We start from the raw sequence: 22,050 nt of genomic DNA on the forward strand, positions 1-22,050 counted from the left end.
AGGTATCCCGTGAAGCAGATCGCCGCCGATATCGGCGGGACGTTCACCGACCTGACCGCCGTGGACTCCCGCGGCGTGTTCAGCACCGCAAAGACCCTGACCACGCCGCACGACCACGCCGAGGGCGTACTGGACGGGCTCGACAAGCTCGGCGCGCACCTGCCCGACACCGAACTGTTCCTGCACGGCTCCACCATCGCCATCAACACTGTGCTGCAGCGCGCGGGTGCCGCCACCGCGCTGATCACCACGGAGGGCTTCCGCGACGTCTACGAGATCGGGCGCGGCAACCGGTCCGAGCCGTACAACCTGTTCTTCGGCAAGCCCGACCCGCTCGTGCCGCGGCGGCTGCGGCGCGAGGTGCGCGAGCGCGTGCTGGTGGACGGCAGCGTGCGCACTCCGCTCGACGTCGCCGCCGCACGGCAGCTGATCTCGGAGCTGAAGGAGTCCGGCGTTCAGTCGGTGGCGGTCTGCCTGCTGCACGCGTACGCCAATCCGGAGCACGAACTGGAGCTGGGCCGGCTGTTCACCGAGCTGTGGCCCGAGGCGTACGTGACGCTTTCCCACCAGATCATGCGCGAGTACCGCGAGTACGAGCGCACGTCGACGACGGTGCTCAACGCCTACGTCGGCCCGGTCGTGTCGCGGTACCTCGATTCGCTCACCAACCGGCTGACCGACCGCGGCTTCCGCGGGCGGCTGCTCATCATGCAGTCCAACGGCGGCATCATGTCCGTCGAAACCGCGCGCCAGAGCCCGGTGCGGATGATGGAGTCGGGCCCGGTCGCCGGCGTGATCGGCGCGTCGGCGCTCGCCGCCGGACTCGACCTGCCGCGGCTGATCTCGTTCGACATGGGCGGCACCACGGCCAAGACGAGCCTCGTGAAGGACGGCGAGGTCGACATCAGCCCGGGGTACTTCATCGGCGGTTACGCGACCGGCCACCCGATGGCGCTGCCGGTGGTCAACATCGTCGAGGTCGGTTCCGGCGGCGGCAGCATCGCGTGGGTCGACCCGGCGGGCGCGCTCAAGGTGGGCCCGGTCAGCGCCGGTGCCGCCCCCGGGCCCGCGTGTTACGGCCGCGGCGGCGAACGGCCGACGGTGACCGACGCCAACCTCGTGCTCGGCCGCCTCGGCGCGAGCCGGTTCCTCGGCGGGGAGATGCCGCTCGACCGCGCGGCCGCCGAACAAGCGATCCGCACGCACGTCGCCGAACCGCTCGGGCTGGACCTGATGGCGGCCGCGCGCGGGATCGTGACGATCGCCGACGCGCAGATGTCGCTGGCCGTGCGCGCCGTGTCGGTGGAGAAGGGCGAGGACCCGCGCACGTTCGCGCTCGTGGCGACCGGCGGCGCCGGGCCGCTGCACGCGGTGTCGATCGCGCGCGAACTGACCATCGGCACGGTCGTGGTGCCCGTGCTGCCGGGCCAGTTCTCCGCCAAGGGCATGCTCTACTCCGAGGTCCGCCACGATCTCACACGCACGGCACTGGCGAAGTTCGAACCGTCCACTGTGGAGCAGTACGCGATCACGATCAAGGCGCTCGGCGCGGAGGCGTGGGCGCGGCTGCGGGCCGACGTCGGCGAGCCGGCGCACCCGCCCGTGCTGCAGCACTTCCTCGAACTGCGCTACCAGGGCCAGGAGTTCACGATCCCGGTGCCGGTCCCGGACGAGGGACTGTCCACCGCGAACCACTCCGCGGTGCGCGCGCTGTTCGACGAACTGCACGACCGGCTCTACGGGCACCACGCGGCCGACGAGACCGTGGAAGCCGTCGGCGTCCGCACGGTGATCACGCTGCCGCTCGAAACCGCTGCGGGCACCGCCACGGAGGCCGAAGCCGCGACCGGCGAGCCCGAGCCGGTCGAGCACCGGCCCGTCGTGCTGCACGGCGGTGGCCCCGAGCCCGTGTCCTGTCCCGTCTACGACCGGGAGACGCTGCGGCCCGGCCACCGGATCACCGGCCCGGCCGTGGTGCAGGAAGCCACGTCGTCGGTCGTCTTCTACTCCGGCGACGCGCTGACCGTCGCCCCCGACCTCTCGCTCGTCGTCTCCGTGGGGAGCCCCGCATGACCGAAACCATCGACCCCATCACGCTCGAAGTGGTGCGCTGCGCGCTCGTGGCGTACTCCGACGAGATGGCCACCGCGCTGCGCCGCGCCGCCTACAACCCGATGATCTTCGAGGTCCAGGACTACTGCGTGGGCCTCGTGGACACCGCGGGCGAGCTCATCGCGCAGAACCTCGGCGGCCTGCCGATCTTCCTCGCCGACCTCGGCGTGTCGGTGGCCGACGGCATCGAACGCCACGGCCTCGACGGCTTCGAACCCGGCGACGCGCTGGTGATGAACTACCCGTACGTCGCGGGCCAGCACCTCAACAACGTCGTGGTGTACACGCCGATCTTCGTCGACGGCAAGGTCGTCGCGTTCCCCGCCGTGCGCGCCCACTGGGTCGACATCGGCGGTTCGCGCATCGGGTTCGGCTCCACCGCCACCACCGACATCTACTCCGAGGGCCTGCAGCTGCGCTCGATCAAGGTGCTGAAGGCCGGCGAGTGGGACGCCGACGTGCTGCAGATCCTCAAGGACAACATCCGCATCCCGGAGTCCTCGCTGGGTGACCTGCGCGCCGCGATCGCGGCCTGCCGCCTCGGCGAGCGCCGCATCGCCGAGCTGTGCGAGCGCTACGGCCTCGACACGGTCATGGCGTGCATCACCGAGATGCGCAACCAGTCCGAACGCCTCTCGCGCCACGCGGTCGCGCAGATGGCCGACGGCGAGTACACCGCGTCGGCCTGGATGGACAACGACGGGCAGGTGCTCGACAAGCGCATCACGCTCGACATCAAGGTGGTCGTGAAGGGCGAGGAGCTCACGATCGACTTCTCCGACATCAACGAACAGGTCAAGGGCCCGCTGAACTCCGGGAAGTCGGGCGGGATCGCGGCCGCGCGCGTCGCGTTCAAGATGCTGACCCTCCCGACGCACCCGGTCGACGAGGGGTCGTTCCGCAACCTCCACGTGGTGCTGCCGGAAGGAAAACTGCTCAACGCGAAGTCCCCGGCCGCGCTGGGCCAATGGAGCATCTCGCTGCCCACGGTCGTCGACACGATCATCCGCGCGCTCGCCGACGCGCTGCCCGACCAGGTCCCCGCGGCGCACAAGGGCGACATGTCGGGCTTCACCTTCCACGGCATCGACGAGAAGACCGGATCGCGCTTCGTGTGCCTCAACATCAACGGCGGCGGCTGGGGCGGACGTCCCGTGGGCGACGGGCCGAGCGCGTGCGTGTCGGTGTGCCAGGGCGACGTGCGCAACATCCCCATCGAGATCCAGGAAGCCCGCTACCCCTTGGTGTTCACGCGGCACGAGCTGCGCGCCGACAGCGGCGGCGCGGGCCGCCACCGCGGTGGGCTGGGGCTCGAAATCGACGTGGAGCCGCAGCAGGCGATGTTCACCAACATCGCCAACGAGCGCACGACCTGCCCGCCGTGGGGCCTGCGCGGCGGGCAGCCGGGCGCGGTCAACGACACCATCGTCACGCAGCCCGGCGGACAGCCCGAGCACGTGAAGAAGCACACCGGACTGGCGCTGCAGGCGGGGTCGAAGGTCACCTTCCGCACCGCCGGCGGCGGGGGCTGGGGCGACCCGCGGGAGCGGCCCGCCGCCGACGTCGCCGAGGACGTGGCCGACGGGTTCGTGACCGCCGCGGCCGCGCGTGAGCACTACGGCGTCGCGCTCACGGCCGACGGGCGCGTCGACGAGCCGGAGACCGGGCGGCTCCGGACCACGCAGGCCGATGTCGCTCGTCGGTGAGCTCGCCGCCCGGGCGCACTCGGTCGCCGCGGCGGCGGTGCCGCCCGCGGTCCGGGCCGCCGTCCGGGCCCATCTCACCGACGCCGTCGGTGCCCTGGTCGCCGGCCGCACCACCCTGGGCGGCTCGGTGGCCGGGCTCGCGCGCACCCTGTCACCTGAGTTCGGCGCCGCGCGGCGCACGGCGTTCGTCGGCGGGGTGTACGCGCACGCGTGGGAAGCCGGCGACATCCACCGCGGTTCGGTGCTGTGCCCGGGCTGCGTGGTGCTGCCGGCGACGCTCGCCGTGCTGCCCGCGCGGCCCGGCGCGTCGGCCGATGAGTTCGAACGCGCCTACCTCGCGGGCTATGAGGTGGCGCTCGCCGCGGCGGCGGCGATCGGGGGCGACCGGCAGATCCGGCGCGGCTGGTGGCCGACGGCGCTGCTGGCGCCGCTCGGCGGCGCCGCCGCGGCCTCCGTGCTCCTCGACCGGCCGCCGGAGGTCACCGCGTCGGCGATCGCGCTCGCCGCGCAGCACGCGGGCGGCTCGATCGCGGGCGCGACCGACCGCGCCGACGGCAAGTACCTGCTGGCCGGGTTCGCCGCCGAGCGTGCGATCACCGCGTTCCTCGCCGCCGACTCCGGCTGGACCGGCCCGCTCGACATCCTCGACGACCCGCGCTCCCCGCTGCGCCGCGAACACCCCGGGCTGCCCGAGCCGTACCTGACGCCCGAAACGAGCTTGAAACCCCACGCGGGCGCGAAACACCTGCAGGGCGCGATCGACGCCGTGCTGGAACTGCGCCGGGCCGGCGGCTGGCGGCCGGGTGAGGTGCGGCGGCTCACCTGCCTGCTGCCGGCGCAGCTGGCCGGGATCGTGGACCGCCCACCGCCGTTCGGATCACCGCTGAGCGCGCTCGGCAGCGCTCAGTTCGTGCTCGCGATCGCGGCCATCCGGGGACATTGCACACCGTGGGACTTCGAGGAAGCGGCGCTGCGCGACGACGCCGTGCTGGAGCTGGCGCGGGTCGTGCGCGTCGCGCCGGCCGACGACCTCACGGCGGCGTACCCGGCGAAGTGGGGGGCCCGCGTCGAGCTCACCACCGCGTCGGGCGTCGTGGCCGCGGACCGGCTCGACGCGCGGGGCGACCCGGGGAACCGCTTGGCGCACCACGAGATCGTCGCGAAGTTCACCACGCTCGCGCGCCGCGAGCTCGGTCCGGTGCGGGCCCGGGCGGTCGCCGAGTCGTTGCTGCGCCCCGGTTCGGGGGTCTCGGCGCTGCGCGAGCACGTGCTGCCGCTGCTCGGCGGTAGTTTCGTGAGGTGGGAAGAGAACGCGGCGGCGGGCGCGAGAACAGGGGGTTCGTCCTGACCACCGAGCAACCGGAACCCGATCTGAGCCGGGCGCCGACCCCGCAGACCGTGCTGATGACCATGATCGGCCGCTACTGCCTCGACGAGAACCCCGAGATCTCGACGACGGGGTACATCGACGTGCTGGCGCGGATCGGCGTGTCCGCGCACGCGGCGCGGCTCACCGTGTCGCGGATGACCGAGCGCGGGCTGCTGGAGCGTTCGCGCCGGGGCCGGGTGGCGTTCTTCCGCGCTTCGGAGGTGGGGCTGGACGTGGTGCGGCGACAGCAGCAGCGCACGTTCCACGACACCGTCGAGAAACCGGAACCCGAAGGCGCGTGGACGATCCTGTCGTTCACGCTGCCCGAGACGCACCGCAAGGAACGCCACCTGCTGCGGCGGCGGCTGGCGTGGGAGAGCTTCGGGCTGCTGCGCGACGGGGTGTGGATCGCGCCGGGCGAGCGGGACGTCTCGGCGATCCTCGCGCAGCTGCCCGGCGCCGGCGTCGACCAGCACGTCGAGGTCTTCACCGCCTACCCGAAGTTCGACGACGTCGAGGGCATGATCTCCCGCACCTGGCACCTCGACGAGCTGGCCGGGCGCTACCACCGGTTCCTGCGCGCGTGGGACGTCGCGGACCCCGTGCCCGAAGCCACCGACGACCTCGGCCGCGACCTCGTCCTCGAGTCGGCGTGGCGGCAGCTGCTGCGCGAGACGCCGCGGCTGCCCGCCGTGCACCTGCCACGCGATTGGCCGGCCGCGCGCTGCCACGAACTGTTCCGCACCCTGCACGAGACCTACCGAGGAGATGCCGACCGGATCTTCGCCGGCATCCTGGCCGAACACCGGATGAGCTGAGGAGACTCGAACATGCGCGTGGTGGACTCGCACTTCCACTGGTTCCCCCGGTCCCACTTCGAGACGATGGCGGCGCGGAGTTCCTACCCGCGCACCGAACGCGTCGGCGACGGCTACAAGTACCGCTACCACGACGGCCGCGGCTTCATCCCGCTCCCGGCCATCTGGTTCGACCTCGACCTCGGGCTCGAGACCGCGGCGACCGCGACCGGCCCGGACACCGTCGTCGTCTGCACCACGGGCGTGCTGGCCGGGATGCTCGACCAGATGCCCGCGGAAGAAGCGCTCGACGAGGCGTACGCGTACAACGAGGAAATCGCGAAGGCGCAGCGGTCGCACACGGGCCGCTTCTTCGGCACGGCCGCGGTGCCGTTGCAGGACACCGATTCTGCTTTGGCGGTGCTCGACCACGCCGTGCGCTCACTGGACCTGCGCGGCGTCAACCTGCCGTCGATGATCGGCGACGAAACCGTCGACCAGGAGCGGCTGGAACCGTTCTTCGCGCGCGTCGCGGAGCTCGGCGTGCCGCTCGTGATCCACCCGACGGACCTCGCGTTCAACGAGGTCCTCACCGGTTACGCCGACGGCCTGCAACGCTCGCTCGGCCGCCTGCTCGACTCCAGCGTCACCGTCCTGCGGCTCATCTTCAGCGGCGTGCTGGAGCGCCACCCGTCCCTGCGCGTGGTCCAGACCCACGGCGGCGGCCTGCTCCCCTACCAGGCGGGGCGCATCGACAAGAACGCCCGCATCGAGGGCCTGCCTTCCCTGCCGTCGCACTACCTCCGGCGCACCTTCGTCGACACCGTAGCCCCCCAGGCGCTGACCATCCGCACCGCCCTGGAGTACTACGGTGCCGACCACATCCTGTACGGCACGGACCACCCGTGCTGGAGCCCGCGGGCCGCCGTGTCGGTCCTCGACGAGGCCGGCCTGAGCGACGAGGTGCGGGTGAAGATCTACTCCAACGCCGCGTCGGTGTTCCCGTTGGACTGACCGTCCCGTGTAGACGGTCGGTGACGACGGCCGCCGCTTCCGCCCGTCCTGCGGTGGACGGATCCACCACACCCGCGCGCGGCAGGCTCGAGGCGGTGCGACTGTGCGCGGCACAGCCCCGACGGCCGGGACTAACCCCCGCCATCGGTAGTTTCTCGTGATCGTTGCAACTGTGCTCAGGAGTTGTTGGGGACGCAGGGCATCGTGATCGAGCCGCGCCAGCTTCGCCCAGCGTGGCAGGCATCTTGTGGCTGAGCGTGGCACCTACTTTGCGTTGTGGGAAAGCGGCTCGGCGGGTCGGGATCAATCGTCGGACGGCGAAACGCCGGCGCGCCGAGGCTGCCGCGGCGCTGGCCGAGCCCGTCGCCGCAGCGGTCGCCGGCCTGGGCTCAGCGCAGGGAAATGTTCCTGCACAGCCCAGTTCACCGACGCCACCGGGATACCCGGCTACTTCTGCACCCGCATTCCCCATGGCAGCGCGGCGGCAACGAAACCACCGACGACCTGCTCCGCGAGCATCTCCCGAAAGGTACCGACCTCTCGATCCACACCACCCACGACCTCGACACAGCCGCAGCCGCAGCCGCAGCCGAACTCAACGATTGAATCCGCACGACCCTCAACCGGGCAGACCCGCCGAACGCAGGACACAGGCACTCACACCTCCACCGTCGAGCAACTGTGTGCGGCACAGCCCCGACGGCCGGGACAAACCCCCGCCCTCCCTGAGGGGGCGTCCCACGTCCAGTCTATCGGCCACCACCGACAAGAATCGGCCGAAGCGGCCCCGGGGCCAAAGCTATCCACATCCCGATCGGGTGGTGACAACCCGAAAACCAGGAGAGAGCTGCGCGAAACAGCCCGATGCGGCGCCCAGGTGGGCGGAGACGAGCGCTGGACAGTGGACCGTCAGGTCTCGGCCGGCACCAACCCAGAGCGACGCGTCGAATGGCCGGTTCAACGGCCAGATCTCGGCCGGCACCAACCCACAACCGCGCCAGACAGGTAAGTCGAACCGCCAGACCTCCGCCACCACCAACCCACGCCCCCGCCGTCAGACAGCCCGGTCAAACCGCCAGCACCAACCCACACCCCCGCCAGACAGCCAGGTCGAACCGCCAAACCTCGGACACCACCAACCCACAGTCCAGCGCTGGGCGGTGAACCGTCAGATCTCCGCCAGCACCAACCCACCCCGGGGCTTGGGCGTGAAGTACGTCGCCTTCCGTGGCATGCGCAGGCCCGCCGCGTGGACCTTCAGGACCGTTTCGAAGCCCACCGGCGCGAGTTGCACCACCGCGTCCGCGCCGGGTGGGGCCGGGCGGCCGGCGGGCAGCGGGTGGACGTGCGGGCCGTCGAGGTCGACGCCCAGTGCGCGGGCGAACAGGAGGTGCTCGACCACGGCGTGGTCGATGGTCAGCTCGTCGGCCGGGGGCAGGGTGACGCGCAGGTTCGCCGGGTGCGCCAGCACCACCGCGGAGCCCGGCCGATCCGGTGGGGTACTGGAGGTCGTCGGGGCGACGTCCAGACCGACCCCGCGCCAGGCGTGCGCCAGAGCAGACGACGACAGGCCTGTGCCGGTCAGCACGCGGTGGATCGCGCCGATCCGCAGCTGCGGGCCGGCGGTCACGAGGGCGAGCAAGGAGCCCGTCTGCCCGGCCGCGGCGACGCGGTGGTTACCGTCTGCGACGAGGAGGTCGGCGGCGGACGCGGCGTGCAGCAGCCGTTCCTGCAGCGTGCCCGAGGGCACCACCCACAGCTCGTGGCGACGGCCCGATTGATCCACAGTGGACACGTCCGGCAGGCCGAGGCCCGCGCTCGCCTCGGAGACCGCCTCCGTCAAGGCCTCACCACCGCTCGAAGGCACCAGCAGCGCGGCACTCGTGGCGCACCCGAGGCCGCTGAGCACGGCGGCACGCTCGGCGACCACGTGCGGGTACACGTCCTCCGTGTGCCGCACGTGCGAGCCACCCGCGGTGAGTTCGCGGACGTCGACCAGGCACAACACCCCGACGGCGGTGCCGTCCATGCCTTCGATGCGGTAGGGCGCCACGAACCCCGCCATCGACCGGTAGTGGCGCGATCGGATGCGGGCGAGCGCGGCCCGCGCCGACGGCAGCGCCGCCTGGAGGTCGAGACCGCGCGCGAGCGCCGCCGGCGTGCGCGCCGGGTGCTGCACGGCCAGCAGGGTGTCCCCCGCCGCACCGGGGGCGGCCAGGGCGGCGACGACGGCGTCGGGCTCGGCGAACTCGTCGACGTCGGGCCCCGGCACCTCGTCGCGCACGACCCACCCGCGGCGGATCGGCCGCACCCACGTGTCCATCCCCTCATCATGGCCGGTCGGGTGAAGCCTGTCCGGCAGTCACTCGTTCGTGGAATGCTTACCGTTGCGAAACAGTTGTCCCCCGCCATGGGCACCCCGAGGAGCGCCACGCGATGAGCACCCCCGCCGCCGAGAAGCCGGCGACCACGAAAACGGCTGTCGGCCTGCGCTCCGAGCGCGGGCCGGTGCTCGCCGCGGTGATGCTGAGCACCGGGCTCGTCGCACTCGACAGCACGATCATCGCCACCGCGGTGCCCTCGGTCGTCGGCGATCTGGGCGGGTTCTCCCAGTTCCCGTGGCTGTTCTCGGTCTACCTGCTGACCCAGGCCGTCACCGTGCCGCTCTACGGCAAGTTCGCCGACGTCCTCGGTCGCCGCCCGGTGATGTTCTTCGGCATCGCCGCGTTCCTGCTCGGCTCGGTGCTGTGCGGAGCCGCTTGGAGCATGCCGGTGCTCATCGCCGCGCGCGCCGTGCAGGGCATCGGCGCCGGCGCGGTCCAGCCGATCAGCATGACGATGGTGGGTGACCTTTACACCGTCGAGGAACGCGCCCGCGTGCAGGGTTACGTCGCCGGCGTGTGGGCCGTCGCGTCGGTGATCGGCCCGACGCTCGGCGGCGTGTTCTCCGAGTACCTGAGCTGGCGGTGGATCTTCTTCGTCAACCTGCCGCTGGGCGCGGTCGCCGCGTGGATGCTGTACCGGAAGTTCACCGAACGCGTGGAGCGCAGCCGCCACCGCATCGACTACTCGGGCGCCGCCCTGCTCACCGGGGGCTGCACGCTGCTGATCCTCGCACTGCTGGAGGGCGGGGTTGCCTGGGGCTGGGCCTCGGTGCCCAGCATCGTCATCTTCGCCGCGGCCGTCCTGGCGCTGGCCGGGTTCGTGCTGGCCGAGCGCCGCGCTCCCGAACCGGTGCTGCCGCTGTGGGTGTTCACCCGGCGCACGCTCGTCGGCGGCACGCTCGTGGCCCTCGTCGTCGGCGCGACGCTGATGGGGATGAGCTCCTTCCTGCCGACGTACGCGCAGGGCGTGCTCGGGGAGGACGCGCTGACAGCCGGGTTCGCCCTGGCCGCGATGTCGGTGGGCTGGCCGCTCGCCGCGTCGTTCTCCGGCCGGTTCTACATGCGCATCGGCTTCCGCGACACGGCGCTGATCGGCGCCGTGTTCATCCTCGGTGGCGGCGCGCTCACCACGCTGCTCGGCGAGGGCACCTCGATCTGGTTCGTCGCCGGCGCCGCGTTCCTGCTCGGGCTCGGGCTCGGTCTCGCGTCGAGCCCCACCGTGGTCGCCGTGCAGTCCAGCGTCGGCTGGGAACGCCGCGGTGTCGTCACGGCCACGAACATGTTCGGCCGGTCCCTGGGCAGCGCGGTCGGCGCGGCGGTGTTCGGTGCCATCGCCAACGCCACCCTCGCCGGCCGCTTCGCCCACCCGCCCACCGGCGTCGCCGGCCTGCCCGACAGCTCCGACGCGACGAGCCTCGTCCTCGGCGGCGACGACCACTCGCCCACCGCGAACTTCGTGCGCGACTCGCTCACCGGCGCGACGCACAACGTGTTCGTCGGCGTCGTCGTGGTCGGTGTGCTCAGCCTCGTCGCGCTGGCCCTGATGCCGCGCAAGACGGAGCAGCTGGAGTTCTAGTTCTGCAGCGGCAGCAGCTCGCGGTGCAAGCCGTCGAGGAACCGCTGGTAGTCCCCCGAATGGCCGGGCCGGATCACGAACTTCGACAGCCCCGCGTCGATGTGCTGCTCCAGCAACCGCCGCGCCTCGGCCCAGCTCGTGGCGACCAGGTCCGTCACCGGCGTTCCGGGCCGGCGCTTCGCCGCGACAGCGAGCAGCTGGTCGGCAACACCTTCGCTCGCCACGACGAGGCTCAGGCCGAAGTGGTCGGGCTCGATCTCGCGGCCCGCTTCGGCGGCCGCCTCCTGGATCGCCAGCCGCGCGGCGCGGGCCTGCTCGGGCGAGTGGAAGCTGCCGAGCCAGCCGTCGGACAACCGTCCGGCGCGGCGCAACGCGGCGGGCGCGCTGCCGCCGAGCCACACGTCGAGCCGCTTCGCCGGCCGTGGCCCGATCGTCACGCCGTCGACGTGGTAGAACTCGCCGGCGAAGTGCACGTCGTCCTGCTCCAGCAGGAGTCGCAGCAGCGTGAGCGCTTCGTCGAACACCGCCGCGCGCTTGCCGGGCACGGGGAACAGGTCGTGCTCCGCCGCGTTGGCGGGCCGCAGCCCGAACACCGGCAGCACGCGTTTCGGCGCCAGCCCGGCCAGCGTCACCAGCTGCTTGGCGACGAGCACCGGATTGCGGCCCGGCAGGATCGCGACCCCCGTGCCCACCTTCAGCTTCGACGTGCGCGCCAGCGCGTGGGCCATCCCGACCACCGGGTCCACCTCCGGCGCGTACACCAGCTCCGACAGCCACAGCGAGTCGATCCCGGCCGCCTCCAGCGTTTCCGCCAGACCCGCGAACTCCGCGGCCCCGGTCCCCGGCGCCGGCGCGACCCCCAGCCGGATCTTCACTTCCTCGCCCAACGCGTGCTCCTTCCGGTTCGGGTCGTCCTGCTCAAGGGTGCCACCATCTCGACGACGAATTCTTTGACGATCATTCCAGATACCGCTAGCGTGTGCTCATGGCACGCACCCGGGAGTTCGACACCGGCCAAGCCGTGGCCGCGGCGATGGAGGCGTTTCGCCGCAAGGGCTACGAGGGCACGTCGATGCGCGATCTCACGGAGGCGACGGGCGTCGGCAGCGGGTCGCTGTACGCCGCCTTCGGCAGCAAGGACGGGCTGTACCTGGCGGCGCTGGACCTCTACCGCCAGCGCTACGCCGTGCCGTTGATCGATCTGTTGCGAACACACGGCGACGCCCGCGCGGTGATCCGCGAGGTCTTCCTGTCGACGGTCGGCGACATCGCGGCCGACGGCCGGCGCCTGGCCTGCCTCATCGTCGCCGGGGCGATGGAGCGAGCCCGCGACGACAAGCGCGTCGCCGAACGGCTCAAGGCCACCACTCGCGCGCTGGAGCTGGCGCTGTTCGACGTTCTCGCCGAAGGTCAGCTGCGCGGGCGGATCCCCGGCGACCGCGGTCCAGCCGACCTCGCCGCATTCCTGGTGACGAGCCTGCAGGGGCTTCGCGTGATGGGCGCGATCGACCCCGACCGCGACGCGCTCACGAGGTCGGCGGAGGTCGCGCTGACCTGTCTGGGCTGACCCGGTTTCGACCGCCCGGCTCGACTGACCAGGCGCCTTGTCGTCCCGAAATTCTGTAACAGTCAACCAAGAAATAGGCGAGTCATGGACCCGATCGGAGTGGGCGTGATCGGCGGCAGCACCAGCGGCTGGGCGTCGTTGTCGCACCTGCCGGCCGTCGCTGCGGCGCCGGCGTTCGGGCTGCGCGCGATCAGCACGTCGCGGCGCAGCTCGGCGGAGGAAGCCTCGCCGAAGTTCGGCGTGCCCGGCTACCCCGGCCACCAGGACCTCATCGCCCACCCCGGTGTGAACCTGATCGTCGGGTCGGTGAAGGTCACCGACACCACGAGCTGATCTCGGCCGCTCTCGCGGCGGGGAAGATGGTCTGCAGCGAATGGCCGCTGGGCGCCGGCCTCGCCGAGGCCGAAGACCTCGCCACCCGGCCGGCCGCGCTGGGGTCCGCACTGTGATCGGGTTGCAGGGCCGGTACGCACCCGAAGTCCGCTACGCCCGCGATCTCGTCCGCGACGGGTTCGTCGGCGAGGTGCTGGGGACCACGATGGTCGGGTCCGGAATGGTCTGGGGCGGCGAGGTTCCCACGCGCAGCCAGGCTTACTGGTCCGACAACACGAACGGCGCGTCCCCGCTCACCTCGCCGACGCTGCACGCGCTGGACCCGCTGCACTTCGTGCTCGGCGAGTGCGAAGCGGTCGCCGCCAATCTCGTCGTCGTCGGCGGCAAGGAAGCGCGGGTGAGCGAGGACGGCACGATCGTCCCGGTGACCGTGGCCGACCAGGTGTCGGTGATCGGCACGCCGGCCGGCGGCGCCGCCGCATCGGTGTTCTACCACGGCGGCACGTCCCGCGGCGAGAACTTCCGGTGGGACATCAACGGAACCGACGGCGACCTGGTCATCACCTCGGCCTGGGGCAACATGCAGGTGGCTTGTCTGACGCCGGCCGGCGGCTGCGGTGGTGAGACGAGCGCGTCGCCGCTCGCGGTGCCCGCGTCCTGCACCGGCGACGCACCGGCCGAGCCGGCGGGCACAGCCGCAGCGAACGTGGCACACCTGTACGCCGCCGTTGCCGGCGACCTGGCCGGGAACACCCGCACCGTGCCGGACTTCGCACACGCCCTCGAGCGGCACCGGCTCATCGACGCCGTCGAACGCGCCTCGGCCACCGGGATCAGCCGGGACCGGCGCACGGGGGTGGTCGCGTGAGGGCGATCGGCCTGACGAGGTTCAGCGGGCCGAGGTGCTCTCGGTCGCCGTGCTGCCCGAAGCCCACGCCGGACCGGGCGAAGTCCGCGTCCGGGTGCGCGCCGCCGGCCGACACCCTGATCAGGGTGGGCGCTTCCCCCCGTCCGGCCCCGCGACGACCGGCCGATCATCCGCGGACTGGACATCGCCGGCACGGTCGACGAGCTCGGCCCTGGCACGGAGACCGGCCTCGTCGTCGGCGACCGCGTGATGGCGATGGTGAACCCGACCCGGCCCGCGGGCGGCGGATACGCGGAACGGGTCGTCCTGCCCGCCGCGTCGGTCGTGCGCGCGCCGGCCGGGACCGGCCACGCCGAGACCGCCACGCTGCCCATGAACGGGCTGACCACACTGCACGCCCTCGACGAACTGCGGCTTGCGCCGGGCAGCACGCCGGCCGTGACGGGTGCAGCCGGAGCGGTCGGCGGATACGCCGTGCAGCTGGCGAAAGCCGCGGCCACCGCGTGCTTGCCGACGCATCTCCTGGCGACACCGAATTGGTGCGGCGGCTCGGTGCGGACGAAGTCGTCGCGCGGGGCGCCGACGTCGCCGAGCGCATCCGCGAGTTCGCCCCTGGCGGCGCCGACGCGACTGTGGACGCGGCGCTGCTCGGCGCGCCCTTGCTCGACGACGTACGGCCCCATTGGCTCCCTGGCGCTGGTCCGCACCTCGCCTGAACAAGAGACGCTGAGGCAGGCGGCTGCGGAGCGTGGCGTCGGCCTGGTGATCGCCTTCGTTCACGCGTCCGACGAGCGCCCGGACAAGCTCGACCTGCTGCGGCACCTGGCGGAAGCGGGCGCGTTGACCCTGCGCGTGGCGGATCGGTTCCCGCCGGAGCAGGCGGCCGAGGCTCACCGCAGGCTCGAGGCCGGCGGTGAGCGGACGCCTGATCATCGAGTTCTGAGCCTCGCGCGGTATGCCCGCCCGTGGCGAAGGCCCCCTCCCGGATGGGGGCCGGAAGGAGGCCTTCGGCTCGGGAGACCGGTGTCCACTCCGGTCCCGGGCCGAGCTGCTCCATCGTGGAACGCGGCTGTACAAGAGCCGTACACGAACGTTTGTGCCCGTTGCCCCCGGTCCGGTCCGTGGGTTGGTTACCCACCACCGCCGCGGTGGGTCCAGGCGGCGATCTCCGTGCGATTCGCCAGGCCGAGCTTGGCGAGGATGCTGCGGACGTGGCTCTCCACCGTGCGCTCCGAGAGCACGAGCTGCCCGGCGATCGCGCGGTTGGCGAGCCCGTCGGCCACCAGGGCGGCGATCTCGCGTTCCCGCGGGGTCAGCGGGCCGGCGTCGGTCAGCTTCGCCAGCAGCGACTCGGCGGCACCCGCGGGGCCCGGCATCACGAGCCTGCGGGCTTCTTCGAGGGCTTGCCGCGCGAGCGACCGCGCCCGGCCCGGCTCGCCCAGCTGTGCGAGCACCTGCGCCAGCCGCAGCCGGTTCTGCACGACGAACGGCCGCGCGCCGACCCGCACGTCCGTCGCGATGGCCTCTCCGAACAGCCGCGCGGCGTCGTCAAGCTCGCCGAGGAGCACGGCGAGCCGGGCCTGCCAGCTCGTGCCGCAGTCGGAGCAGAAGATGCCGGCGCCGCCGGACATGGCGAGTGAGTCGTCGCGCACCGCCGGCTCGAGCCAGCGCGCGGTCTCGACGTCGCCGAACGCCTCGGCCAGCACCACCAGGGTGGGCGGGCCCCACGCCGCCCGCCCGGAGCGCTGAGCCGTCCTGCCGCACCACGTGCAGCGCGGCTTCGTAGGTCGAACGCGCGGCGTCGCGCTCCCCGCGCGCCAGGTGGATGAGCGGGCGCGACACCACGGCGATGGCCACCATCGGCACCATCGCCAGCTGCGCGTCGTACGAGGCGTCGAGGTCGCTCGCGTCGCCGGTCACGAGCGCGAGCTGAAGGGTGAACGCGGACGACATCCCGGCGGCCGAGCGGTCGTCGGCCAGGTCCGTCCGCGCGACCCGGGCCGCCTGCCGGTTGAGCTCACGCGCTTCGGCGAAGGCGCCGCGGAACGCGAGCACCGACGTTCGCAGCCGCAGGTCGTGCCAGCGCACCAACGGCAGCCGGGTCGTCGCCGCGAGCGCCGTGACGGCCGCGACCTCCTGGTCGACCACCGCCATCGCCCCGGTTCGAGCGCGGCGTCGATGCGCCACTTGTGGCCCCGCAGCGCGGAAAGCGGCTGCCGCTCGCCGAGCCGCACGGCCAGCGAGCCCAGCCGCAGCCGTTCTTCGAGCGGCAGCTCGATCGGCAGGATCTTGAACCGCGCGCGGACGGCGTCGAGCAGCACCTCGTCGTCACCCGTGCGCCCGGCCAGCGCGAGGGCCTCGTCGGCTCGCTCGGGGGCATCGCCGGTGTTGCCGCCGTCTGCGGCTACGGAGGCCGCCTGCGCGAGCAGCCGGACGCGCACGGCGTCCGGCACGTCGCCCGCGAGCGCGGTTCGGGCGAGCTTTCCCAGGCGCGGCAGAAACTCGGGCGCCGAGAGGTCCTGCACGACGAGCGCGGCCTCCGCGTCCGTCCCGGGGCCGGACGCGCGCCTGGCCGCCAGCTCGGCGTGGTCGAGCGCGAGGGCGAAGCTGCCCGAGCGGTACTCGGCCCTCGCCAGGTCCAGGAGCAACCCGGCGAGCCCGTCGGTGCGGCCGGCGCGCCGCACCGCGTCGACGGCGAACGTCAGGAAGCGCGCGGCTTCGGCGAACGCGAGCGTCCGCGTCGCTTCCCGCGCGGCGCTCACCGCCCAGTCGGCCGCGCGCGCGAGGGACTCCGGATCGGCCGCCGCGCGCAGCCAGTGGGAGACGACCACGCCGGCGTGCGCCGCGTCGCACTCGGCGCGCGGGGTGAGGGCCGCGGCGGCCTTGGCGTGCCAGGCTTCCCGCACGCCCTGGTCCAGGTCTTCGTACGCACCGTCGCGCACCACCGCGTGCGCGAAGCGGCGACGGCCGGGCGCGACCGGCACGAGCACGCCGGCCCGCACCACATCGTCCAGCAGCGGCACGACCTCGGCGACCGGCCGGCCCGTGACGTCGGCGACCACCGCCGCGTCCACCTCCTCCCCCCGCACCGCCGCGACCTCGACCAGCTGCCGGGTCTGCGGCGCAAGCCCGGCCAGGGACGTGCGCACGAGGTGGCGCAGCTCGGCCTGCCCGCCGCCGGACCCGGCCGAGCGGGCGACCGCGCGCAGGTACAGCGGGTTGCCGCCGGAGCGGTGCAGCACATCGCGCACTTCGCGGTCGCCGACGGCCGCGCCCGCCACCTCGGTGAGGTACCGGCGCACGTCGGGTTCGGCCAGCGGCGTGACGGTCACGGCGTGGGTGGCGGGGCCGCCGAGCAGGCCGGGCAGCGCAGCGTCGAGGGCCGCGCCGGTGTCGCGGTAGGTCGCGAGCACCACGAGCCGCGAGCGGCGCAGCTCGCCTGCGAGGTGGCGCAGCAGCCGCAGCGACGCTTCGTCGGCCCAGTGCAGGTCCTCGAGCACCACGACGAGCCCGGCGGGTTCGGCGGCCGCGACGAGGGCGTCGGCCGCCGTGGCGACGAACCGGAACCGCGCGGCGACGAGGTCGGTACCGGCGTGTTCGTCCAGCTCACCGAGGGCCCGCGTGACCTCGGCGGCCACCTCGGGCAGCGCGGCGAGCACGCGGCGCCACGGCCACAACGGCGGCGCGCCGGGGTCGTCGACGCAGCGGCCCCAGACCGTGGACAGACCTTCGGTCGCGGCTCCGGCGAGCGTCGTCTTGCCGATACCGGCGGGCCCGCCGAGCAGCACGAGCGCGCCCGTGCCCGCGGCGCCGGCCGCGAACCGGCCGCGCAGGTCGGCGAGCGCCCCGGCCCGGCCGACGAACGGCTCCGTGCCACTCACGCTCCGAAGTATGCGCGTCGGTGCCCGGTTTCAGTGGTCCGGCTGCGTACTGGCACTGATGTCCGGATCGCCCGTGAGCCGGAAGGTGAACGGCGTCCCGATTTTTGGAGGAACAGCATGTACGCCACCGTCCACCAGTTCCGGCGCGCCACCGCCGGCGAAAGCGACGGCTGGGGCCCGGCCCTCGCCGCCGACCTGCACCACGATCCGGCACCCCTCGGCGGATGCGTGCTCGGCCAGGTGGCCGGCGTGCACGGCGCCGCCGTGGCGTTCTGGCCCGACGCCGCCGCGGCGGCCGAGGCTTCGGCGCACACCGCGACCGGCCCGACATGGCTCGACACCGACGTGTTCGACGTCGTCCAAGCCGAGTTCGCACCCGGCGCGCCGCGCTACGCCCAGGCAACCTGGTTCGCCGGCCCGCGCGACGCGGCGCGGGTGCGTGCCGAGTCCTTCGCGGGCACCCAACGCGTCTGGCCGGCGGCCCGGCAGGTGCCCGGTGCCGGCCCCGTGTTCGTCCTGCGCGGCGCCGACGGCGCGGCGCTCGTGCTCGGGTTCGCCGAGTCCGTCACCGCGATCGAAGCGATCCAGCGCGCGGTGCTGGCCACCGAGCTGCTGCCGGGCGAGGACCTGGCGCTGCTGACCGGACCCGACCGGATCGACCTGCACCGCGTTTTCCACGACGCCCTGCCCGCCGACGTCACCCTCGGAGGTACCCGATGAGCACGCCCACCACCACCCGCCTGCGTCCCGGCACCTGGACCGTCCGCACCGGATGGACATCGGCCGCGTTCACCGTGCGCAAGCTCGGTTTCCACCTCGTGCACGGTACGATCCCCGTTCGGGCCGCGACGGTGCACGTGAACTCCGCCGGCACGCCGGCCACCGTGCGGGCCGAACTCGACCTGACGGCCATCCGCACCGGCATCACCCGCCGCGACCGCGACCTGCAGAGCGCCACCTGGCTCGGCTGCTCCGCGAACCGTCTGATGACCTTCACCGCCGCCGACATCCGGACCACGCCCGACGGCTGGGAGGCCCACGGCCTCGTGGCCCTTCGCGGCACCTCGTGCCCGCTCACGCTCACCGTCACTCGCCCCGGCGCCCCCACCCGCGCCTCCGTTCGCGTCCAGGCTCACGCCACGCTCGACCGGGCGCCGCTCGGCATGCGCGCACCACGCGCAGTGGTGGGCCGCTACGTGGAGATCACCATCGACGCGGTGCTCGTCGCACCCCCTGCCGGCTGACCGCGCTCGGACCGGTGGGCCTGCCCGGTGCGCAGCGCCCGCGGCCGGGCAAGCCGCCGCCCTCCTCGAGCGGGCGTTTTCCGCAAAGTCGTCGTGTGTGGTGTTCAGCGGTGGATGCCGAGCAGGGTGCCAGGTGATTTCGCTGCCTCCGACCGAGCCCGGGCATCGACTGAGGACCGATGGCCCGCTCATGAGTCATCGCCGCAAGCAGGCGCACTCCCGTCGCGCGGTTGTGCAGCACACCCCGGGGGCGTCCCGACTCCATTCTATCGGCCACCACCGACGAAAACGGCCCGCAAGCCGATCCGGGGCCGACCTGTCCACAACTCGGCCGAGGTGTGGACAATCCGGCAGAAGCGCTTGACCGCGCGCCCGCTCAGCAGTGGAGATCTGCGCTCAGCGCGGCCCCGCGCCGGCACGACCGCGAGCACCAGCCCGGCGAGGGCGATCGTGATCCGCCAGGGCGTTCGCGGGAGGCCCTCGGAGCCCCAGGCGGACTCGGCCGGACTCAGGCGGTCGCCTCGATCACGCGGCCCAGGGCGGCGTGGAGGGACTCCAGTTCGGACACCTCCATACCCAGCGTTTCGACCACGCGGTACGGGATCTTCTCGGCTTCGGCGCGCAGCTCACGGCCCTTTTCGGTCAGCTCGACGGTCAGCACCCGCTCGTCGGAACGGCTGCGGCCGCGTGTGACGTAACCGATGGCTTCCAGCCGCTTCAGCAGCGGGGACAGCGTGGCGGGTTCGTGGCGCAGCGCTGCCCCAAGGTCCTTCACCGACCTCGGGGCCTTCTCCCACAGGGCGAGCATCACGAGGTACTGCGGGTGAGTCAGCCCGTACGGCTCGAGCAGCGGGCGGTAGACCGCGATGACGCTGCGCGAGGCGACCGACAGCGCGAAGCACACCTGGCGGTCGAGCTTGAGCGGGTCCTCACCCAGGTCGATCTCTGCCACGGGTCCTCCTCCTGGTCCGGGCCACCCTATCGGATGCTGTGGCCTCGGTAACGCCATCGATTAGCGTGCTAATCGTTAGTGTACCCTATCGGTAGCCGAAGAGGAGGCGTGATGGATCGTCCCGGGGTGTTCCGCTGGTTCTGGTACGCGGTGGGCGGCCGGCTGCCCGAGCGTTACCACGACTGGATCCTGCACGACACGACGTCGAAGCACTGGAAAGCGCGGCACGTGGTCCGCAGCTCGGTGGGCCTGATCCCGCTGTGCCTGGTGTGGCTGCTGCTGCCGGGGCCGATCGCGCTGCGCCTGGCGATCGTCCTGATGGCGGCGCTCGTCGCGTACTTCTACTCGAGCGTGTACATGGAGGAGAGCATCGAGCACCGGCTCGCGCGCAACGGCTTCCCGCCCGGCACCGGCAAGCGCATCCGCCGCGAGGCCGCCGAAGCCGCCGATGCCGAGGCGAAGGCCCGCTACATCGCAATCTACCGCCAGAACACGGGCGAGCAGAGCACGACCACTTCCGAAACCACGCCGCCCCACGGCTCGAACTGACCCTCGCGGTTAGACTCGGCGTCCGATGAGACGCAAGCTTCGCGGTCCGCTGCCGCAGCGGCACGGCCTGGACCCGGCGCGGCTGAGGCTGCCCGACGAGGGATGGTGGGGAACGCTGCTCGAGCACCTCGTCGAGCGGCTCCCCCGGCTGGACCCCTCGCGCATCGAGGAGATGCTGCGCGAGGAGCGCATCCACAACCTGAACGGACCGCTGGCCGTGGACGCCGCGTTCGAGCCCGGCACGTTCATCTGGTTCCACCGCGACCTGCCCGACGAGGTGCCGGTGCCGTTCGACGTCACCGTCGTGCACCGCGACGAGCACCTCCTGGTGGTCGACAAACCCCATTTTCTGGCAACAATCCCACGCGGCCGGCACGTGCTGGAAACAGCGCTTGTTCGGCTGCGCCGCGACCTCGACCTCCCACAGCTGTCCCCCGCGCACCGGCTCGACCGCGTCACCGCGGGGCTGGTGATGTTCGTGATCACACCCGACGTGCGCGGGAAGTACCAGACGATGTTCCGCGATCGACGCGTGCAGAAAGAATACGAAGCGATCGCACCGCACGATCCCTCCCTCCAACTGCCAAGAACGGTCCGAAGCCGGATCGTCAAGGAACGCGGAGTCCTTGCCGCACAAGAAGTCGACGGACCACCGAACGCGGAAACCCGCGTCGAGCTCGTGGAGCACCGCGACGGTCTCGGCCGCTACCGCCTGGTGCCCGCCACCGGCCGAACGCACCAGCTGCGCGTGCACCTGAGCGGCCTGGGCGTCCCTATTCTCGGCGACGACTTCTACCCGGTGCTCAACGAAAAACCGCTCGACGACTTCACGAAACCTTTGCAGCTGCTGGCGAAGGAGCTCGAGTTCGACGACCCGGTCACCGGCGAACACCGAAAGTTCACGAGCGGACGACGCCTCACCGCGTGGGATTCCCTCGACGAGTGGGCGACGCCCCGCAGTACAGTGCCGTTCGTCACCAATCCGACCACAGTGACGGCGAAAACCGTTGGCACTTAAAGTAGTTTGCGGTTGGGTGCCGCCTACTTTTGATCGGATTGGCAACGGGCGAGGGCGCCGCGCGAACTCACTTCGTCCAGAATTTCACACCGCTCCACTGCACGGTGATCGGACCCGCACCACTTGAGGTGCGGTACGAACCGAATTTGTCGTAATAAGAACCGCTCGGGCTGTCGATGGTCTGCTTCAGCGAACCGTTGACGTAGACCTTGTGCGTGCTGCCGACCTGGTTGATGGTGTTCACCCGCACCGATGTGCCCACGGTGGCGCCGCTGGCGAGCGTCTGCCCGCCTTCCACCGCGTACATGCGGCCGCCCTTTTCGACCGCCAGCAGGAAGTACGGGCCGGCGTTCGCCCCGTCGCGGAACGTCTGCTTCACGCTGAGGCGCGAGCCGCTCATGCTGGTGATCTTGAAGGAACCCTCGAACTGGTGCGTGCCGCCGGTGTAGGTGTCGTACCGGCGTTCGGCCCGCTGGTCACCGCTGCCCGTGGAGCAGGTGAGCTGGAACGTGAGCCCGTTGATCTGCCCGCATCCGCGCTCCTGCTCGGAGTACCCCGGCGACCACGATTTCCACGGACCCGTGCCCACCTGCGCGCTCGCGACGGGTGCGACCACCGCCAGCCCGCACACGACCCCGGCGAGCACCCCACCGATGCGTAGTCTTCCGCGCACTTGCCAA

General features: G+C 72.2%; 21 protein-coding genes and 1 pseudogene. 16 read left to right on the forward strand and 6 right to left on the reverse strand.

Annotated elements, in window-relative coordinates; genetic code table 11:
• The first annotated feature begins 9 nt into the window (after nucleotides 1-9).
• The 6 genes from I6J71_RS30350 to I6J71_RS51195 all read left to right on the forward strand — a co-directional run bounded on the left by I6J71_RS30350 (nucleotide 10) and on the right by I6J71_RS51195 (nucleotide 7,604).
• Nucleotides 10-2,073 carry a hydantoinase/oxoprolinase family protein gene (locus I6J71_RS30350; protein WP_204089995.1) on the forward strand — a complete coding sequence of 688 codons (2,064 nt, stop codon included), beginning with the start codon at nucleotides 10-12 and terminating at the stop codon, nucleotides 2,071-2,073.
• Nucleotides 2,070-3,818, forward strand: coding sequence for a hydantoinase B/oxoprolinase family protein (locus I6J71_RS30355; RefSeq protein WP_204089996.1), 1,749 nt, complete (start codon nucleotides 2,070-2,072; stop codon nucleotides 3,816-3,818). The genes I6J71_RS30350 and I6J71_RS30355 overlap by 4 nt, the downstream gene beginning before the upstream one ends.
• A complete protein-coding gene (locus I6J71_RS30360; protein ID WP_204089997.1) occupies nucleotides 3,802-5,166 on the forward strand; it encodes an MmgE/PrpD family protein in 1,365 nt (454 codons plus the stop codon). Before I6J71_RS30355 ends, I6J71_RS30360 begins: the two co-directional genes overlap by 17 nt.
• Complete coding sequence (locus tag I6J71_RS30365; RefSeq protein WP_204089998.1) at nucleotides 5,118-6,005, forward strand: PaaX family transcriptional regulator C-terminal domain-containing protein; 888 nt, start codon at nucleotides 5,118-5,120, stop codon at nucleotides 6,003-6,005. The genes I6J71_RS30360 and I6J71_RS30365 overlap by 49 nt, the downstream gene beginning before the upstream one ends.
• A 12-nt stretch (nucleotides 6,006-6,017) precedes the next feature.
• Nucleotides 6,018-6,998, forward strand: a complete 981-nt coding sequence (locus I6J71_RS30370; protein WP_204089999.1) for an amidohydrolase family protein — start codon at nucleotides 6,018-6,020, stop codon at nucleotides 6,996-6,998.
• A 402-nt stretch (nucleotides 6,999-7,400) separates the two neighbouring features.
• A complete protein-coding gene (locus I6J71_RS51195; RefSeq protein ID WP_204090000.1) occupies nucleotides 7,401-7,604 on the forward strand; it encodes a hypothetical protein in 204 nt (67 codons plus the stop codon).
• A 562-nt stretch (nucleotides 7,605-8,166) separates the two neighbouring features.
• On the opposite strand, the gene I6J71_RS30380 is transcribed toward I6J71_RS51195, so the two are convergent.
• Nucleotides 8,167-9,321 carry a DUF1015 family protein gene (locus tag I6J71_RS30380; protein WP_204090001.1) on the reverse strand — a complete coding sequence of 385 codons (1,155 nt, stop codon included), beginning with the start codon at nucleotides 9,319-9,321 and terminating at the stop codon, nucleotides 8,167-8,169.
• 113 nt (nucleotides 9,322-9,434) lie between these two features.
• Here I6J71_RS30380 and I6J71_RS30385 point away from each other — a divergent pair, with 113 nt between their 5' ends.
• Complete coding sequence (locus I6J71_RS30385) at nucleotides 9,435-10,958, forward strand: MDR family MFS transporter (protein WP_204090002.1); 1,524 nt, start codon at nucleotides 9,435-9,437, stop codon at nucleotides 10,956-10,958.
• On the opposite strand, the gene I6J71_RS30390 is transcribed toward I6J71_RS30385, so the two are convergent.
• Nucleotides 10,955-11,845: a TIGR03854 family LLM class F420-dependent oxidoreductase gene (locus tag I6J71_RS30390; RefSeq protein WP_204090003.1), complete on the reverse strand. Its 891-nt coding sequence runs from the start codon at nucleotides 11,843-11,845 to the stop codon at nucleotides 10,955-10,957. The genes I6J71_RS30385 and I6J71_RS30390 overlap by 4 nt on opposite strands.
• A 98-nt stretch (nucleotides 11,846-11,943) precedes the next feature.
• Here I6J71_RS30390 and I6J71_RS30395 point away from each other — a divergent pair, with 98 nt between their 5' ends.
• The 5 genes and pseudogenes from I6J71_RS30395 to I6J71_RS51200 form a co-directional block, all read left to right on the forward strand.
• Entirely contained in the window at nucleotides 11,944-12,525 is a 582-nt protein-coding gene (locus tag I6J71_RS30395; RefSeq protein ID WP_204090004.1) for a TetR/AcrR family transcriptional regulator, read from the forward strand.
• Nucleotides 12,526-12,609: 84 nt separating this feature from the next.
• Nucleotides 12,610-12,858, forward strand: coding sequence for a hypothetical protein (locus I6J71_RS30400; protein WP_204090005.1), 249 nt, complete (start codon nucleotides 12,610-12,612; stop codon nucleotides 12,856-12,858).
• Nucleotides 12,859-12,970: 112 nt separating this feature from the next.
• Nucleotides 12,971-13,726 (forward strand): hypothetical protein, encoded by a 756-nt coding sequence (locus I6J71_RS30405; protein ID WP_204090006.1) that lies wholly within the window; start codon nucleotides 12,971-12,973, stop codon nucleotides 13,724-13,726.
• 539 nt (nucleotides 13,727-14,265) lie between these two features.
• Entirely contained in the window at nucleotides 14,266-14,442 is a 177-nt protein-coding gene (locus tag I6J71_RS49110; RefSeq protein WP_239154009.1) for a hypothetical protein, read from the forward strand.
• A gap of 46 nt (nucleotides 14,443-14,488) precedes the next feature.
• A pseudogene (locus I6J71_RS51200) lies at nucleotides 14,489-14,584 on the forward strand (hypothetical protein); the annotation flags it as partial.
• Between the two features lie 272 nt (nucleotides 14,585-14,856).
• Here I6J71_RS51200 and I6J71_RS51205 read toward each other — a convergent pair.
• A complete protein-coding gene (locus I6J71_RS51205) occupies nucleotides 14,857-15,435 on the reverse strand; it encodes a LuxR C-terminal-related transcriptional regulator (RefSeq protein ID WP_370541992.1) in 579 nt (192 codons plus the stop codon).
• Nucleotides 15,436-15,642: 207 nt separating this feature from the next.
• The gene (locus I6J71_RS30415; protein ID WP_370541993.1) at nucleotides 15,643-17,607 is read right to left on the reverse strand and encodes an AAA family ATPase; all 1,965 of its coding nucleotides are present in this window, start codon (nucleotides 17,605-17,607) and stop codon (nucleotides 15,643-15,645) included.
• Nucleotides 17,608-17,724: 117 nt separating this feature from the next.
• On the opposite strand from I6J71_RS30415, the gene I6J71_RS30420 reads away from it, so the two are divergent.
• Complete coding sequence (locus tag I6J71_RS30420; protein WP_204090007.1) at nucleotides 17,725-18,327, forward strand: hypothetical protein; 603 nt, start codon at nucleotides 17,725-17,727, stop codon at nucleotides 18,325-18,327.
• The gene (locus I6J71_RS30425) at nucleotides 18,324-18,851 is read left to right on the forward strand and encodes a YceI family protein (protein WP_204090008.1); all 528 of its coding nucleotides are present in this window, start codon (nucleotides 18,324-18,326) and stop codon (nucleotides 18,849-18,851) included. The genes I6J71_RS30420 and I6J71_RS30425 overlap by 4 nt, the downstream gene beginning before the upstream one ends.
• 508 nt (nucleotides 18,852-19,359) lie before the next feature.
• Here I6J71_RS30425 and I6J71_RS30430 read toward each other — a convergent pair.
• A complete protein-coding gene (locus tag I6J71_RS30430; RefSeq protein ID WP_204090009.1) occupies nucleotides 19,360-19,803 on the reverse strand; it encodes a MarR family winged helix-turn-helix transcriptional regulator in 444 nt (147 codons plus the stop codon).
• Nucleotides 19,804-19,914: 111 nt separating this feature from the next.
• Between I6J71_RS30430 and I6J71_RS30435 the strand changes: the two genes are divergently transcribed.
• Together I6J71_RS30435 and I6J71_RS30440 are read left to right on the forward strand one after the other, a co-directional pair.
• Complete coding sequence (locus I6J71_RS30435; RefSeq protein WP_204090010.1) at nucleotides 19,915-20,352, forward strand: DUF5313 domain-containing protein; 438 nt, start codon at nucleotides 19,915-19,917, stop codon at nucleotides 20,350-20,352.
• Nucleotides 20,353-20,377: 25 nt separating this feature from the next.
• Nucleotides 20,378-21,370 carry an RluA family pseudouridine synthase gene (locus tag I6J71_RS30440; protein ID WP_204090011.1) on the forward strand — a complete coding sequence of 331 codons (993 nt, stop codon included), beginning with the start codon at nucleotides 20,378-20,380 and terminating at the stop codon, nucleotides 21,368-21,370.
• 67 nt (nucleotides 21,371-21,437) lie between these two features.
• Here the strand turns inward: I6J71_RS30440 and I6J71_RS30445 are convergent, their stop codons facing one another.
• Complete coding sequence (locus tag I6J71_RS30445; RefSeq protein WP_239154010.1) at nucleotides 21,438-22,043, reverse strand: hypothetical protein; 606 nt, start codon at nucleotides 22,041-22,043, stop codon at nucleotides 21,438-21,440.
• Nucleotides 22,044-22,050 lie beyond the last annotated feature (7 nt).

Origin of the sequence: Amycolatopsis sp. FDAARGOS 1241, from assembly GCF_016889705.1 — a bacterium.
In the GTDB taxonomy this organism is placed as follows: Bacteria; Actinomycetota; Actinomycetes; order Mycobacteriales; family Pseudonocardiaceae; genus Amycolatopsis.